Origin of the sequence: Yersinia sp. SCPM-O-B-9106 (C-191), assembly GCF_026183365.1 — a bacterium.
GTDB lineage: Bacteria > Pseudomonadota > Gammaproteobacteria > Enterobacterales > Enterobacteriaceae > Yersinia > Yersinia rochesterensis.
On record NZ_CP110791.1, the window covers coordinates 1010199 to 1025159 of the forward strand.

The following is a 14961-nucleotide window of genomic DNA, read 5'->3' on the forward strand; positions in this document are numbered from 1 at the left end:
AAAGCACCCCGAAGGGTGCTTTTTAACAGCTTTAATAGCGATTCTGACTTTATGCGTCCGGGGTTGATTTGCCGTTAACGAACAGCGTCAAGTTCAAACCTGGCAGCAATTTATTAGCTTTGCTGACTACCGAATTCCATCGCATCACATCGTCGGTGTTTACACCGTGACGCTTGGCAATACTGGCAAAAGAATCACCTTTACGAACTTGATAGGTGATGCTGTTGCTGCTAGTTGTATTGCTTGCCAGTTGCAGGGTTTGCCCAACTTTTAAGGTGCTCTTGGCATGTAAGTTGTTCCAACTCTGCAAATCGCTGGTCTTGATATTCAACCGCTTGGCTATCGTAGATAAGGTGTCGCCGGGGCGAACTTTATACTGCGAGTTTGATGCTGATTTTGTGCTGTTCTGTGCCAACTTGGTTGGTTGAACTGCGGCAATATCAGTATCTGCCAATGAATCTTTAAGCTGCTCAGCATGGGATTTCGGCAACATAATATAACGAGGACCGTGTCCAGCTGGTGCCGTTACATTGCGCTTATACCCAGAATTAAAGGATTTCAACTTTGTCAGTGACATCCCCGCCATCTCAGCCGCCTGAGTTAGCTCTATCTGCTGACCAACATCAACGCGCGCTAATGCACGGTCTTTGTCGGTGTCAGGCAAGTTTATACCGTACTTTTTGCTGTTCTTGATTAAATCACCCAAGGCCAGCATTTTTGGAACATAAATTGACGTTTCACGAGGAAGCGACAATGCCCAAAAGTTCGTCGGTTTACCCTTTGCCTTATTTGCTTTCACCGCTTGCATAACTCTGCCTTCACCGCTGTTATAGGCAGCGACTGTTAACAACCAGTCACCGTCAAACATCTTGTTCAGGCGCTCCATTATATCAAGCGCTGCTTTGGTAGACGCCACCACATCTCTGCGGCCGTCATACCATTGGTTTTGTTTCAAGCCATAATTTCGACCGGTACTTGGCACTATCTGCCACAGCCCTGCGGCGTTGGCGGATGATGTCGCGTGTGGGTCAAAAGCGCTCTCCACTATGGGTAGCAGTACCAGCTCCATCGGCATATTACGTTTCTTAATTTGCTCGACTATCAGGTACATGTACGGCTCTGCCCGTAATGTTACATCGTGGAGATAGCTCTTATTTTTTAAGTATTTTTGTTTCTGTTCACGGATCCGAGAATTTTCCGGAACCTTCATCTTCAGCTCGTCGCTAATGAAGTTCCACAAATCTTGCTGCGCGAGGCCACTGTCACTATCCAGCCATCGCGCGCTACCCTCTCGGGCGCTATTTGTGTACTCTCCTGCTTCACTTTCTTGACCTGCCGAAGACAAACTCTGTGCATGCTGTACAGGAGCCTGAACGCCCGTCTTGGACGTCTGGCACCCAACAAGCAAGACTGAGGCGAGAAATATCGCTTTGGTCTTCATGTGTGTGTCAATGTAGTTGCTTAAAAGACGAGCAATCATACTTTGCTTCGATAAAAAACACAACTAAAAGCTCAGAAACGGTCTTTCTGTGCACGTAATTCGGAAAAAACTGAGACAAGCGACTCTGGCGGTGACATTACGCCTATTTTCCTTTGTAAATCAATGTCATCACAACGTAAGAAAACATTAATTTTCCTCTCAATTTGCAATTTTACGGGTAAACTAGGTCGATCTTTTGCCCGTAATTGCATGATTTCATGCTGATATGTAGCAATGTCTTTGTCTGATGGCAGAATAAAACGGGCAAACTTAAGATTCGCGAGAGTATATTCATGCGCGCTGCAAATTAAGGTTTCGTCAGGGAGTTGCGCGAGCTGTTGAATAGACTTGTACATTTGCGCTGGAGTGCCTTCAAATAGCCTGCCACAGCCCGCGGAAAATAGCGTATCACCACAGAAAAGATAAGGTTTGCTGTAGTATGCGATATGCCCAAGTGTGTGGCCAGGAACGGCAATAACTTGGTATTTTTGGCCGCTAATGGTCAGGTTATCACCCCCATTTACAATAATTGTCGCACCCTTATTCGCGGTTTCTTGTGGCCCATAGACTGGAATATCGGGGTAATGGCGGCGTAAATCTGCGACTCCACCGACGTGATCATTATGGTGATGGGTCAATAATATGGCTTGAAGAAGGTACTGGCCTTGGCTCAGAGCTGCCAGCACGGGAGCTGATTCTCCGGGGTCCACAATGACACAGTGTTTTTGTTCGTCAGCCAATAACCAAATGTAATTGTCTTGAAATGCCGGAATGCTGATAAGATTCATTAGATACCTCTTTTATTGGCAACAGTTTGAAAGAAGACGTTAAAACATGAAACCAGCACAAACACGCCAAAAGATCGATGCGCCCGCATCTTGGGCTGAGTTACCTTGGGGAGAGTATTATCGTGCGGCGATTGAGCAGCAATTGCAGCCCTGGTGGCCGAAATTCTTTGGTTTCCATTTATTGAAGATAGGCCATTTAAGCGCTGAAATTGCTAGCGATAAATGCGCAATCTCCCATCAGGTGAATGTGGGGGCGCAGGGCAAGAATATGCAGGTGCTTGCCAGCCCATATCAGTTACCTTTTGCTGAGAAATCTGTGGATGCTTGCTTACTGTCCCATACTTTAGCCTATGCCGCTGATCCGCACCGTATTTTACGTGAGGTGGATCGGGTGCTGATTGATGACGGCTGGCTGGTTATCAGCAACTTTAACCCCATGAGTCTACTAGGCGCTGGGAAACTGGTGCCATTATTGCGCCAGCGACAACCCCATGTTAGCCGCATGTTTACTCAGATGCGCTTGTTGGACTGGTTGAGTTTGTTGAATTATGAAGTTTTACATCTGTCGCGTTTTCATGTGTTGCCGTGGCATAAAGAAGGTGGGCGCTTTATCAGCACCCATCTGCCAGCCTTGGGTTGTGTCAGCTTGATTGTTGCTCGTAAACGCACTATCCCATTGACGTTTAATCCGATGAAGTTTGGCGCACGTAAACCTTGGTTCAGCCGGGCAGTAGGCGCTACCAAAAGCTATCGTGATCAACCCTGAGTTGGCAGTGACGTATTAATTAGGAATATACCCGGTATCTTCCATCGTCGGTGAATTTGCGCCTTCGCGCGCCAATTCATCGCAGCGTTCGTTTTCTGGATGACCGGCATGGCCTTTGACCCACTCCCATTGAATTACGTGAGTTTGGATAGCCAAATCAAGGCGTTGCCATAAATCGACATTACGCACCGGTTTGCGGTCAGTGGTTTTCCAGCCGCGCTTTTTCCAGTTATGAATCCACTGAGTAATCCCCTGGCGCACATATTGGCTGTCAGTGCTGAGTGTGACTTCGCAAGGTGAGGTCAACGCCTCCAATGCTACGATAGCGGCCATTAGCTCCATGCGGTTGTTTGTAGTCAGGAAATAGCCAGCGCTAAAGGTTTTTTCATGTTGCTTGTAACGCAAAATTGCGCCGTAACCACCGGGGCCAGGATTGCCAAGGCAAGATCCATCGGTGAAAATTTCTACCTGTTTAGTCATCTCTGGTAGACTCTTCCTATCTGTTTAAACGTTAAGTCTGACATAAACGAGCGCTATGAGCACTGGCAATATGCAAGTTACACCGACCCGACAGATTGTTCTGGATACTGAAACCACCGGTATGAATAAGCTGGGCGTTCATTATGAAGGCCATAAGATTATTGAGATCGGTGCCGTTGAAGTGATCAACCGCCGTCTGACCGGCAGAAATTTCCATGTTTATATCAAACCTGACCGGCTGGTAGACCCAGAAGCTTACGGTATCCATGGTATTAGTGATGAGTTTTTGGCGGATAAGCCTACTTTTGCAGATATAGCGCCGGAGTTTCTTGAGTTTATCCGTGGCGCTGAGTTAGTCATCCATAACGCGGCGTTTGATATCGGCTTTATGGATTATGAATTCCGCATGTTGCAGCAGGACATTCCGAAAACGGAAACTTTCTGCACCATCACTGACAGCTTGTTGCTGGCGCGCCGCCTGTTCCCCGGCAAACGAAATAACCTTGATGCGCTGTGTGACCGCTACCTGATAGACAATACCAAGCGGACATTGCACGGCGCGTTACTCGATGCCGAAATTTTGGCGGAAGTTTATCTGGCGATGACCGGCGGCCAGACGTCGCTTTCTTTTTCAATGGAGGGTGATCAGTCGCAGAATAATTCCTCAGACGACATCCTGCGCATTACTCGCCCAGCATCTGGGTTGAAAATAATTTATGCCGCTGAAGAGGAAATAGCCGCTCATGAATCTCGTCTGGATTTGGTGATGAAAAAGGGCGGTAGCTGTTTATGGCGCATGCCGCTGGAGACAGAAGACAGTGCGAATGCAGAATAAAACGGCATCCAGATGGAAAACTGTGCAAACGGCTTATTTTACTGGAAAAAGTATTGACGAGATTGCATTGCATCCGTAATATTCGAGTCGTTCTTAACCGGAACAGCAGCGTGGTGCGGTAGTTCAGTCGGTTAGAATACCGGCCTGTCACGCCGGGGGTCGCGGGTTCGAGTCCCGTCCGCACCGCCAACATTCAGAAGCCCTGAGTTATTGCTAACTCAGGGCTTCGTTGTATCTATACCTTTCGTACTTGAAGCCGCAGGGGTGTTAGCTACGCTCACTTACCCAAATCACTTACTTGAGTAAGCTCATTGGGATGCATTCGCTTGCTGCCTACCTGCAACTCCAATTACTTTGGGTATATCCTTGGCACTTGAAGCCGCAGGGGGCAAAATAATAGAACTCCCCCTTGGGTAACAGATCAATAAACCCATTTAGAATTTACTGCGTAGCTTTCGCATTACCGGCTTCAGCAGCAGTTTTCACCCAGCCATCAAAGGTCGTCTGATGAGCTTGGATCCAACCATTCACATGGCGTTCAATATCGGCATCTGAAGATTCACCGGCATGCATCCGCATGTTCTGGGCATTCACATCATTAATGGATAGTTTCATGATGGAGAACAACTTGGCGGCAGCAGGGTTAGCTTCTGCCCATTTTTTGTTGGCGACGATATGCATCACACTCGGCGGGAAGCCGTAGTTCGCACCATTAGAAAGCTGGGTGTCGATAGTCTTATCCGGCAGGGAAGAGAATGGCACCTGTAACCACACCACATCACGGCCGGGAACCAGCACGTCACTGACCCAATACGGCGTCCAAGTGTAATACAGAATTGGCTTGCCTTCTTTGTAGCGCGTGATGGTATCGGCAATCATCGCGGCATAGTTACCCTGATTATGGGTTACCGTGTCGCTTAGGCCATAAGCTTGGATTTGGTGGTTAATCGGGGCTTCACAACCCCAACCTGGATTACAGCCAGTGAGATCGGCCTTGCCGTCATTATTTGCATCAAACAATTTGGCGATTTTCGGATCTTTTAGCTGCTCAATATTGGTGATGTGGTATTTATCGGCGGTTTTTTTGTCAATCAAATACCCCTGCGCCAGCCCTTCAATAAAGTTACCCTGACGGTAGAACTTAGCATCGCCACCGGCGGCTGCATATTGGTCATTATGTAGCGGATCCCAGTTTACCGCCAAATAAGTGGCATCGCCTGCGGCAATGGAAGAGTAAGCGACATTGTAATCCACTTCTTTGGTGGGCTGGACGTCGTAACCGAGCTTCTCCAGCGCTTTATTGACCAGTGAGGTCTGGAAGGTTTCTTCCGAAATGGTGCTTTGCAGTGGTTGGACAGTAACGCCTTTGCCCGGTAATTCTGCGGCGGATAACTGAGTGCTGATCAGTGTGGTGAGGGCTAATACCCAAACTCCGGTCTTACGCATAATTTTCCCCTATCCCCTTTGTCCATGACACTGCTGCTGTGCTAGCGGCGCTCGCGCACCCGAATCACTTACTGATGTAAGCTCATCGGGATTTACTCGCTTGCTGCCTTGCCGCAGCGCCAATGACTTTGGGTATAATTTTAGTGTAATGAATTGAAATTACTTGGTATTTAAAAATGGTTTGGTGATAAGCCCGATAGGGCCGGTGGCATACCAGCGGCCAATGCCTTTGCTGCGGCGGTCACGGCCTAATGATTGAGTCAGACGGTCGAGGATAATCGCCAGAATCACGATACCGACACCACCGACAGCGGCTAGCCCCATATCAAGGCGACCAATACCGCGCAGTACCATTTGGCCCAAGCCCCCTACAGCAATCATTGAAGCAATAACCACCATCGACAATGCGAGCATTAAGGTTTGGTTGACACCCGCCATGATGGTCGGCATCGCCAGTGGTAACTGTACTTTGAACAATAATTGGCGCGGATTGGCACCGAAGGATTCAGCGGCTTCAATGAGGTCTTCCGGCACCTGCTTGATACCCAAGATAGTCAGACGGACGATGGGCGGCAGGGCAAAGATAATCGTCACCACTACGCCGGGCACATTACCAATACCAAACAGCATGACAATGGGCACCAGATAGACGAAAGCCGGTGTGGTTTGCATCGCATCCAGTAGCGGGCGAATAATTCGGGCGGCGTTATTGCTACGTGCCAGCCATATCCCGAGCGGCAGTCCGATAAGGATACAGAAGAACAGCGAGGTCAGAACCAGCGCCAGTGTCACCATAGCTTGCGACCATGCGCCAATAGCGCCGATAGCAATCAGGGAGACCAATGTCGCCACGCCCATCCCTAAGGTAGAAAACTGCCACGCAATCAGGGCGAAAACCAGAATCGCCACCGGTGCAGGCATGCCCAGTAACAGGTGTTGGAAGCCGCTGAGAATAAAATCAACCGGCACGCGAATACCTTGGAACAGCGGGCGGAAATGCAGTACCACCCAGTCAATACCCTGAGTAACCCACGAATCCAGTGGCACCCAAGTGTTATGGAATGGGTCCATTAGACTGAAATGTTCAGGAGTGGCCGCGGGCGCGCTATTCAGCCAATCGGTACTTTGTGCAGCTTGGCTCTGCACGGCCTGAGAAGCAACCTCGTGGCCTGCATTGGCGGCGCGCTGGCTACCCTCGGCCATGCTGGCTCCCCATGGGTCAGCCGCCGCTGACAGGGTCTGAGGGGCAGAGTCGGTTGCTACCGGTGCAGCTGTCGCCCATGGATTGCTGTCTACGGGGGTGCCGCTTTGGATTTGATTACTCATTTGGCGTCTCCTTATCTAAGGCATGCAACAGCATGGCTTTGGAAATAATACCGATATAACTGCTGTCCTCACCGACCACAGGAACCGCGCACGGGGCCTGTGCAACCAATGAAATCAGCTCACTGAGGGGCATGTCGGCGGGAACCGGTGCCGGATCGGCCAATAAGGCGCTATCCAGTGATTGGTTCTCTGCCAATGCCTTTTTCAGTGAATCGATCGATACCACGCCGATAAACTTCTGCCCGCGCTCCAGCACATAGCCGTAATCGCGGTCTTCATCCTGAAGCAGTTTTAATGCCGAACGCGGGCCGAAACCCGGTGTTTTGCGGATCAAGGACACCGGGCGGCGGCGCGCGATGTCTTTAGCACTGAAGACGTGGCTGATGTCGACGCCACGGAAGAAGGTGCGTACATAGTCATTGGCCGGGTTATTCAAGATCTCATCCGGCGTTCCGACTTGCACCACTTCACCGCCCTGCATAATGGCGATGCGATCGCCAATACGCATGGCTTCGTCCAGGTCATGAGAGATAAAGACGATAGTGCGCTGATGTTTGGCCTGTAATTTGACCAGCTCATCTTGCATTTCGGTACGGATTAAGGGGTCGAGTGCGGAGAAAGCCTCATCCATTAACAGAATATCGGGGTTGTTGGCCATGGCGCGGGCTAAACCCACGCGCTGGCGCATCCCACCGGACAACTCATCGGGATAAGAATACGCGTAGTTTTCCAGACTCACCTGACGTAATGCTTCCAAGGCTTTTTCGTGACGTTCCTGTTGCGGGACGCCGGCTAACTCCATACCGAATGCAGTGTTATCCAGCACATTCATATGGGGCATTAAGGCAAAGGATTGGAAGACCATGCTTATCTTATTACGGCGTACGGTGCGCAGGGCGCTATCAGATATTTTGGCAATATCTTCGCCGTCGATCAGCACTTCACCGCGGGTGGGTTCTATCAGACGATTGAGAAGGCGTACCAGGGTGGATTTACCGGAACCGGATAACCCCATGATGACGAATATCTCGCCTTCTTCAATGGCCAGATTGGCATCTTTAACGCCAACGGACAAACCAGTTTTGGCAAATATCTGCTCTTTATTCTTACCTGATTCAAGTAGTTTAAAAGCTCGATCTGGATGCTCACCAAATATTTTATATAAATTCTTTACTTCGAGTTTAATTGCCATGCAGTTGGTGTATTCCCCTGTAAATTTTAAATTATGTTTATTCGATCAATATTATCCTGATGAAAAAATAGAGCGCCATATACCCTAACACAATGAGAATCTGAGACAACCCTCAATGTTCTTATAATCAATTGTGAGATGCTCCTCATGTCAATATATATCTTTTTAACCTGTTAATTTACTTGCGTTAATATTGTGGTTTTTGACGTTTGATGAATTACCTAATATGACTGATGAGCCTAATGGCTAATTTGAAAGTTAATAGAGTAAATATTGTCCATATATCGGCAATATACTTCCAATATTATTAAGGGGGTTATTTCCTGAGGTAACGGCGCTGAATCCCCCTGATACTCTGGCCTGTAGCCGAATAGGGCACTCAATGAGAATTTAGGTTTTGGCTGCTGAATCGGGCCAGTTCATCATAACGGCAAGTGGGGCGGAATCTCCCCTTTGTCGTGCGAATGAAAAGGGGAGAATGTGCAAGTTAAGAAAGCTTAGAAATCCCAGTCTTCGTCCTCAGTATTGACTGCTTTACCGATAACATATGATGATCCAGAGCCGGAAAAGAAATCGTGATTCTCATCAGCATTGGGTGATAATGCCGCCAAAATAGCCGGGTTGACATTGGCCTGATCTGCTGGAAATAAGGCTTCATAACCTAAATTCATTAATGCTTTATTTGCATTGTAATGGAGGAATTTTTTGACATCCTCTGTCCAGCCGACACCATCATAAAGGTCTGCGGTATAGCGCACTTCATTGTCATATAAATCTTGCAGCAAATTATAGGCAAAATTCTTTATCTCTTGGCGGCGACTAATATCAACTTTCTCTAATCCTTTCTGGAATTTATAGCCGATATAATAGCCGTGAACGGCCTCATCGCGAATTATTAACCGAATCAGGTCGGCGGTATTGGTTAATCTGGCGCGGCTTGACCAATACATAGGTAAATAGAAACCAGAATAGAATAGAAATGATTCCAGAAATACACTGGCAATTTTCTTCTTCAGAGGGTCGTCATTATTATAATGCTCGAGGATAATATGGGCTTTCTTTTGTAGCGAGTTATTTTCCTCACTCCAGCGGTAAGCCTCGTCTACATCAGGTGTTGAACAAAGGGTAGAAAATATAGAGCTATAAGAGCGGGCATGCACCGCCTCCATAAAGCTGATGTTGGAAAATACCGCTTCTTCATGGGGAGTGATTGCGTCTTTGATCAGCGCTGGTGCGCCCAAGGTATTTTGAATCGTATCAAGCAGCGTCAGGCCGGTAAAAACGCGGATAGTCAGCTGTTGCTCCTCGGCAGTTAGCTTGGCCCAAGAGGGAATATCATTGGATAGTGGGACTTTTTCCGGCAACCAAAAATTAGCCGTCAGGCGGTTCCAGACTTCCAGATCTTTATCGTCTTCAATTTTATTCCAATTGATGGCGCTAACGTGTTTTATTATTTTTGTTGCACTCATATCATCACTTCCTTATTAGCCATTTTATTTATTACAATGAGCAGGAAACACAACCTTCAACTTCCGTGCCCTCGAGCGCCATCTGACGCAGTCGGATGTAATAAATGGTTTTAATCCCTTTCTTCCAAGCATATATCTGCGCTTTATTGATATCGCGGGTCGTGGCGGTATCGCGGAAGAACAGGGTCAGTGACAGCCCTTGATCAACATGCTGGGTAGCTTCAGCATAGGTATCGATAATTTTCTCCGGCCCTATCTGATAAGCATCCTGATAATATTCAAGATTATCGTTAGTCATATAAGGTGCTGGATAATACACGCGGCCAATCTTGCCCTCTTTGCGGATCTCAATTGGGGAGACAATCGGGTGGATGCTGGATGTCGAGTGATTGATATACGAAATAGATCCCGTCGGGGGCACTGCTTGTAAGTTTTGGTTATAAATTCCGTGCACCATCACTGACTGGCGCAAATCTGCCCAATCCTGTTGATTTGGAACGGAAATTCCTGCGTCGGCAAACAGTGCGCGCACTTTGGCTGTTTTAGGCTGCCAGCTTTGTTCTATATATTTAGTAAAATAGTGGCCCGAAGCATAAGCCGACTCGTCGAAACCTTTAAAGTAGCTGCCGCGTTCTATCGCCAACTGGTTGGAGGCGCGAATGGCGTGGTAGGCCACGGTATAGAAGTAGATATTGGTGAAATCTAATGCTTCTTCTGAGCCATAAAAAATACGTTCGCGCGCTAGATAGCCATGCAAGTTCATTTGCCCCAGGCCAATGGCATGGGATTCCTGATTACCTTTTTCAATTGATGGCACTGAGCGGATATTGCTCATATCAGAGACCGCCGTTAGCCCGCGAATGGCGGTTTCAATCGATTTACCAAAGTCTGGTGAATCCATGGTGTGGGCAATATTCAGCGAACCAAGATTACAGGAGATATCTTTGCCAATATGGCGATAACTAAGGTCGTCATTGTATTCAGTTGGTGAATTAACCTGCAAAATCTCTGAACACAAGTTACTCATATTGATCCGGCCTTTGATCGGATTGGCGCGGTTCACGGTGTCCTCAAACATCATATAAGGATAACCGGACTCAAATTGGATCTCTGCCAGAATTTGGAAAAACTCACGCGCTTTGATTTTGCTTTTTCGGATACGCTTGTCATCAACCATCTCGCGGTATTTTTCGCTGACACTGATTTCCGACATAGGGACGCCGTAAATCTGTTCTACGTCATAAGGAGAGAACAGGTACATTTCTTCATTATTCTTCGCCAACTCAAAAGTGATATCCGGTATAACCACTCCCAATGACAAAGTTTTAATGCGTATTTTTTCATCGGCATTTTCGCGTTTGGTATCAAGAAAACGCAAAATATCAGGGTGATGGGCATGGAGATAGACCGCTCCGGCACCTTGGCGAGCCCCTAATTGATTGGCATAGGAAAAAGCATCTTCCAGCATTTTCATAATGGGAATGACGCCAGATGATTGATTTTCAATGCGTTTAATCGGCGCACCCACTTCGCGAATATTGGTCAGCAGGAAAGCGACACCGCCGCCGCGCTTAGATAATTGCAGCGCCGAGTTAATGGAGCGGCCAATGGACTCCATATTGTCTTCAATGCGCAACAAGAAGCAGGAAACTAATTCACCGCGCTGTTTCTTGCCGCAATTGAGGAAAGTAGGGGTGGCCGGTTGGAAGCGGCCAGAGATGATTTCTTCGACTAAATCTCGTGCAACTTGTTGATGACCGGCGGCTAATGTTAGGGCAACCATACAAACACGGTCTTCATAGCGCTCCAGATAGCGTTTGCCATCAAAAGTTTTCAGGGTATAGCTGGTGTAGTATTTAAACGCGCCAAGGAAGGTTGGGAAGCGAAATTTTTTACTGTAAGCTTGTTGGAATAAGCTCTTGATAAAGCTGAAATCATACCTCTCCAGCACCTCTTTCTCGTAATAGCCTTCTTCAACCAGATAATCGAGTTTTTCCTGTAAATTATGGAAGAACACGGTGTTTTGATTAACGTGTTGCAAGAAATATTGCCGTGCAGCCAGGCGGTCTTTATCAAACTGGATACGCCCGTCGGCATCATAGAGGTTCAACATCGCATTCAGTGAGTGATAGTCTAGGTCACTGTTGGATGGATGGGTGATTTTCAGTTTTGTCGTTGCCAAAATTCAGTTACTCCCTTGCGAACGTTTGCCACATCTTCTGCTGTACCCAGTAGTTCAAAACGATACAGATAAGGAACCTGACATTTTTGGGAGATAATTTTCCCCGCCAGGCAATAGGCGTCGCCAAAATTAGTGTTACCCGCAGCAATAACACCGCGAATTAATGAGCGGTTATGGGGATCATTCAGAAATCTAATGACCTGAATAGGCACCGCCCCGACCGGGCTGCCACCGCCATAACTGGGTACCAACAAGATATAGGGCTGCTCCACCCGTAACTTTTCCCGCGCCCCCGCAATGGGAATGCGTATTGCCGGGAGTGCCAACTTTCCGACAAAACGGTGGGTGTTCTCCGACGAGCTGGAAAAATACACCAACGGATTCATTGTGTTGCCCTCATCAGGCACCGACCGCCTGAACCAATGCATTTATTTTGTCTGGGCGGAAGCCAGACCAATGCTCATCACCTGCGACAATCACGGGAACCTGTTGATAACCCAAAGATTTCACATGGTCTAAAGCTTGTTGATCTTCAGTTAAATCAACAACTTGATAAGTAATTCCTTGTTTATCCAATGCACGATAAGTGGCATTGCACTGGACACAATCGGGTTTACTGTAAATAATAATGATCATGATTTGCATTCCGGTTCAATCTTGAGAAAAGGCAAAATTAGCAGACTATTAGTATCTCTCGACTACCTGCCCCGATTATCAACCTCGATTTCATTCTCGCAGGTGATAAATTAAATACTATATCTAGTGTTTATTTAATTCAACCACACTATATGTAGTAATTTGATCAGGGGTAGGGGGAACTCAGAGACAAGACCGCCAGCACGGGGCTGGCGGTAGAGTTTGATGATAGTCAGCAGGATAAAAATATTTATAGCGCAGGATTTTGGTGGGGATGACTATTTACTAACACGGACGTTTTACTGGCGCAGGCTAACGGCTAATCGATTAAAAGCATTCATAATGCTGATAGCGAAAGTTAAGTCAGAAATTTGGGCATCAGAAAAATGCGCTTTTAAAGCATTAAATGTGCTGTCAGGTGTGCCGCTGGTGGTGATGTGAGTCACTGCTTCCGCCCAATCCAATGCCGCGCGCTCAGCTTCACTAAACAGATTACTGAGCCGCCAGCCAGCGATGACATCCATTTTGGCATTGTCAAAACCATGATCGCGCAAGAACTTGCCATGCATATCCAGGCAAAATGCACAGCCGTTGATCTGTGATACCCGCATAAAAATCAATTCTATCAGCGTTTTTGGCAACGAACTTTTATCGAGTGACATAGAGGCGCTGACCAGCGCTTTGTAGGTGACTGGCGAGAGTTCGGAAAAATAAAGACGTTGTTCAACCATGATATTTACCTGTGATGTTGGCTCTGCAATGGATGCTACTTTAGCAACACTATGGCCTATACTATAGGGCCATAAATGACTTATTTTAGTGGGCCATGATGAAAGCATTTTCACATCTGTTTAAGCTGGATCGCCAACATAAAGAACCCGTATATCGGCAGATTTATCAGCGGATTAAAGATGCAATAGTTCAGGGCACACTGTTGCCAGATACGCGCTTGCCCTCAGTGAGAGTGCTGGCCAGCGAGGTGGGCGTGGCGCGGGGAACAGTGGAAAATGCCTATGCACAATTAATTGCCGAAGGCTTTTTACAAAGCCGTGGGCAGGGGGGGACTTATGTTTCCGCTCAATTACTCGATGCTCCTCTACTTCCCCTAAATATGGTTGAACAATGCGAGCAACCGATTGTGGTTAATCATTCTTTATCCGCCGACCGTATGATGGCGCGGCCCTTCCAACTGGGGCTACCGGCGCTGGATGCTTTCCCACGGGCGCAATGGGGGCGGCTGATGAGCAAACAGTTGCATAACCTGACCGCCACCTCTCTCGGACACCCTCCCGCGGCCGGATTACCGGCTTTACGTGAGGCAATCGCCCATTATTTGCAGTTATCTCGAGGATTTAGCTGCCAAGCTGAACAGGTATTTATTTGTTCGGGTTATCAGTCATTGCTGGATCTTGTGGTCAATACGGTATTGAAACCGGGCGATCGCGGTTGGCTGGAGAACCCCGGATATCCCGCCACTCAGCAATTGATCCGCGAGGCTGGGCTTCTTCCGCACCCGGTCAATGTCGACAGTGATGGCATGGATGTGATGGCCGCAATCAATGATTGCCCAAATGCACGCTTCGCTATCATCACTCCGGCTCATCAAAGCCCACTGGGTGTGGCGCTCAGTTTAGCGCGGCGTATTGCTCTGCTGGAGTGGGCAGAGCAACAGCAATCTTGGATAGTTGAGGATGACTATGACAGTGAGTTTCGCTATCAGGGGCGGCCACTTCCTCCATTGAAAAGCCTGGATAGACACGGGAGAGTGCTTTACGCCGGTACATTCAGTAAGGTGATGTTTCCTGCGCTAAGGCTGGCCTACCTGGTGGTGCCACCTGAGCAGGTGGCTGTTTTTAATCACCGCTGCCAACTGCGCAGCTGTGCCAGCCCGCCACTGATACAGGCCAGTGTGGCGGAGTTTATTCATCAGGGGCACTTTTACCGCCATCTTAAACGTATGCGCCATTTGTATGCTGAGCGCCGTGAAATGCTGGCAGTTAGTCTAATGCGCCAATTGGCGGGGGTTATAGATGTTGAACAACAGGCGGGCGGAATTCAATTGTTGGCTCGGCTGGATCGGCGTTTTTCCGACAGCATGGTTGCCGCGCGCGCACAGCGCCAAGGGTTGGCGATTGAAGCCGTGTCAGACTGGGCATTGGAAAGAAACAGCCGGGTGGATAATGCACTGCTGATGGGGTTTACCAATTTTATTTCTGAAGCTGAGGTCGACAAACAGGTCGCTAACTTGGCGAAAGTGATTTTAGCGGGAGCATAAGATATCGGCGTCATAAAAACCTAGCCCGCCGTGAATATCACCCGGGCCACCGATAAACAAACAGCAAAACCACCGTAGACACAGCA

At 48.0% G+C, this 14961-nt stretch carries 14 protein-coding genes and 1 tRNA gene; 4 read left to right on the forward strand and 11 right to left on the reverse strand.

The annotated features are described in order from the left end of the window. Positions 1 to 49: 49 nt before the first annotated feature. Both mltD and gloB read right to left on the reverse strand, forming a co-directional pair. Entirely contained in the window at positions 50 to 1441 is a 1392-nt protein-coding gene (mltD, locus tag OP863_RS04500; protein WP_038635772.1) for a murein transglycosylase D, read from the reverse strand. Positions 1442 to 1512: 71 nt separating this feature from the next. Next, positions 1513 to 2268, reverse strand: coding sequence for a hydroxyacylglutathione hydrolase (gloB, locus tag OP863_RS04505; RefSeq protein ID WP_265525933.1), 756 nt, complete (start codon positions 2266 to 2268; stop codon positions 1513 to 1515). A gap of 46 nt (positions 2269 to 2314) precedes the next feature. Here gloB and OP863_RS04510 point away from each other — a divergent pair, with 46 nt between their 5' ends. Next, a complete protein-coding gene (locus tag OP863_RS04510; protein WP_145588345.1) occupies positions 2315 to 3034 on the forward strand; it encodes a class I SAM-dependent methyltransferase in 720 nt (239 codons plus the stop codon). Between the two features lie 15 nt (positions 3035 to 3049). Here the strand turns inward: OP863_RS04510 and rnhA are convergent, their stop codons facing one another. Beyond that, positions 3050 to 3514 (reverse strand): ribonuclease HI, encoded by a 465-nt coding sequence (gene rnhA, locus OP863_RS04515; RefSeq protein ID WP_004390359.1) that lies wholly within the window; start codon positions 3512 to 3514, stop codon positions 3050 to 3052. 70 nt (positions 3515 to 3584) lie between these two features. Here rnhA and dnaQ point away from each other — a divergent pair, with 70 nt between their 5' ends. After that, positions 3585 to 4349 (forward strand): DNA polymerase III subunit epsilon, encoded by a 765-nt coding sequence (gene dnaQ, locus OP863_RS04520; protein ID WP_038635763.1) that lies wholly within the window; start codon positions 3585 to 3587, stop codon positions 4347 to 4349. Between the two features lie 112 nt (positions 4350 to 4461). Continuing rightward, positions 4462 to 4538, forward strand: a tRNA-Asp gene (locus tag OP863_RS04525). A gap of 252 nt (positions 4539 to 4790) precedes the next feature. Here the strand turns inward: OP863_RS04525 and proX are convergent. The 8 genes from proX to OP863_RS04565 form a co-directional block, all read right to left on the reverse strand. Beyond that, positions 4791 to 5795 carry a glycine betaine/L-proline ABC transporter substrate-binding protein ProX gene (proX, locus tag OP863_RS04530; RefSeq protein WP_265525934.1) on the reverse strand — a complete coding sequence of 335 codons (1005 nt, stop codon included), beginning with the start codon at positions 5793 to 5795 and terminating at the stop codon, positions 4791 to 4793. A gap of 159 nt (positions 5796 to 5954) precedes the next feature. Further along, on the reverse strand, positions 5955 to 7121 hold the full coding sequence (proW, locus tag OP863_RS04535) for a glycine betaine/L-proline ABC transporter permease ProW (protein ID WP_038635758.1): 1167 nt from the start codon (positions 7119 to 7121) through the stop codon (positions 5955 to 5957). Then, positions 7114 to 8313, reverse strand: a complete 1200-nt coding sequence (proV, locus tag OP863_RS04540) for a glycine betaine/L-proline ABC transporter ATP-binding protein ProV (protein WP_265525935.1) — start codon at positions 8311 to 8313, stop codon at positions 7114 to 7116. The genes proW and proV overlap by 8 nt, the downstream gene beginning before the upstream one ends. Positions 8314 to 8810: 497 nt before the next feature. Continuing rightward, positions 8811 to 9782 carry a class 1b ribonucleoside-diphosphate reductase subunit beta gene (nrdF, locus tag OP863_RS04545; RefSeq protein WP_038635753.1) on the reverse strand — a complete coding sequence of 324 codons (972 nt, stop codon included), beginning with the start codon at positions 9780 to 9782 and terminating at the stop codon, positions 8811 to 8813. Between the two features lie 31 nt (positions 9783 to 9813). Continuing rightward, a complete protein-coding gene (gene nrdE, locus OP863_RS04550) occupies positions 9814 to 11964 on the reverse strand; it encodes a class 1b ribonucleoside-diphosphate reductase subunit alpha (RefSeq protein ID WP_265525936.1) in 2151 nt (716 codons plus the stop codon). Then, on the reverse strand, positions 11946 to 12350 hold the full coding sequence (gene nrdI / locus OP863_RS04555; RefSeq protein WP_038635747.1) for a class Ib ribonucleoside-diphosphate reductase assembly flavoprotein NrdI: 405 nt from the start codon (positions 12348 to 12350) through the stop codon (positions 11946 to 11948). Before nrdI ends, nrdE begins: the two co-directional genes overlap by 19 nt. Positions 12351 to 12363: 13 nt before the next feature. Continuing rightward, positions 12364 to 12600 (reverse strand): redoxin NrdH, encoded by a 237-nt coding sequence (locus OP863_RS04560; RefSeq protein ID WP_038635744.1) that lies wholly within the window; start codon positions 12598 to 12600, stop codon positions 12364 to 12366. Positions 12601 to 12899: 299 nt separating this feature from the next. Next, the gene (locus OP863_RS04565) at positions 12900 to 13331 is read right to left on the reverse strand and encodes a carboxymuconolactone decarboxylase family protein (protein WP_145588910.1); all 432 of its coding nucleotides are present in this window, start codon (positions 13329 to 13331) and stop codon (positions 12900 to 12902) included. Positions 13332 to 13426: 95 nt separating this feature from the next. Here OP863_RS04565 and OP863_RS04570 point away from each other — a divergent pair, with 95 nt between their 5' ends. Continuing rightward, the gene (locus OP863_RS04570; protein WP_265525937.1) at positions 13427 to 14875 is read left to right on the forward strand and encodes a PLP-dependent aminotransferase family protein; all 1449 of its coding nucleotides are present in this window, start codon (positions 13427 to 13429) and stop codon (positions 14873 to 14875) included. The last annotated feature ends 86 nt before the right edge of the window (positions 14876 to 14961 follow it).

What these genes read in the sequence shown, in the direction of transcription:
- gloB (WP_265525933.1), bottom strand. Translation starts at nt 2,268, where the DNA reads ATGAATCTTATCAGCATTCCGGCATTTCAAGACAATTACATTTGGTTA.
- nrdF (WP_038635753.1), bottom strand. Translation starts at nt 9,782, where the DNA reads ATGAGTGCAACAAAAATAATAAAACACGTTAGCGCCATCAATTGGAAT.
- OP863_RS04570 (WP_265525937.1), top strand. Translation starts at nt 13,427, where the DNA reads ATGATGAAAGCATTTTCACATCTGTTTAAGCTGGATCGCCAACATAAA.
- rnhA (WP_004390359.1), bottom strand. Translation starts at nt 3,514, where the DNA reads ATGACTAAACAGGTAGAAATTTTCACCGATGGATCTTGCCTTGGCAAT.
- dnaQ (WP_038635763.1), top strand. Translation starts at nt 3,585, where the DNA reads ATGCAAGTTACACCGACCCGACAGATTGTTCTGGATACTGAAACCACC.
- OP863_RS04560 (WP_038635744.1), bottom strand. Translation starts at nt 12,600, where the DNA reads ATGATCATTATTATTTACAGTAAACCCGATTGTGTCCAGTGCAATGCC.
- OP863_RS04565 (WP_145588910.1), bottom strand. Translation starts at nt 13,331, where the DNA reads ATGGTTGAACAACGTCTTTATTTTTCCGAACTCTCGCCAGTCACCTAC.
- OP863_RS04510 (WP_145588345.1), top strand. Translation starts at nt 2,315, where the DNA reads ATGAAACCAGCACAAACACGCCAAAAGATCGATGCGCCCGCATCTTGG.
- proV (WP_265525935.1), bottom strand. Translation starts at nt 8,313, where the DNA reads ATGGCAATTAAACTCGAAGTAAAGAATTTATATAAAATATTTGGTGAG.
- proW (WP_038635758.1), bottom strand. Translation starts at nt 7,121, where the DNA reads ATGAGTAATCAAATCCAAAGCGGCACCCCCGTAGACAGCAATCCATGG.
- mltD (WP_038635772.1), bottom strand. Translation starts at nt 1,441, where the DNA reads ATGAAGACCAAAGCGATATTTCTCGCCTCAGTCTTGCTTGTTGGGTGC.
- proX (WP_265525934.1), bottom strand. Translation starts at nt 5,795, where the DNA reads ATGCGTAAGACCGGAGTTTGGGTATTAGCCCTCACCACACTGATCAGC.
- nrdI (WP_038635747.1), bottom strand. Translation starts at nt 12,350, where the DNA reads ATGAATCCGTTGGTGTATTTTTCCAGCTCGTCGGAGAACACCCACCGT.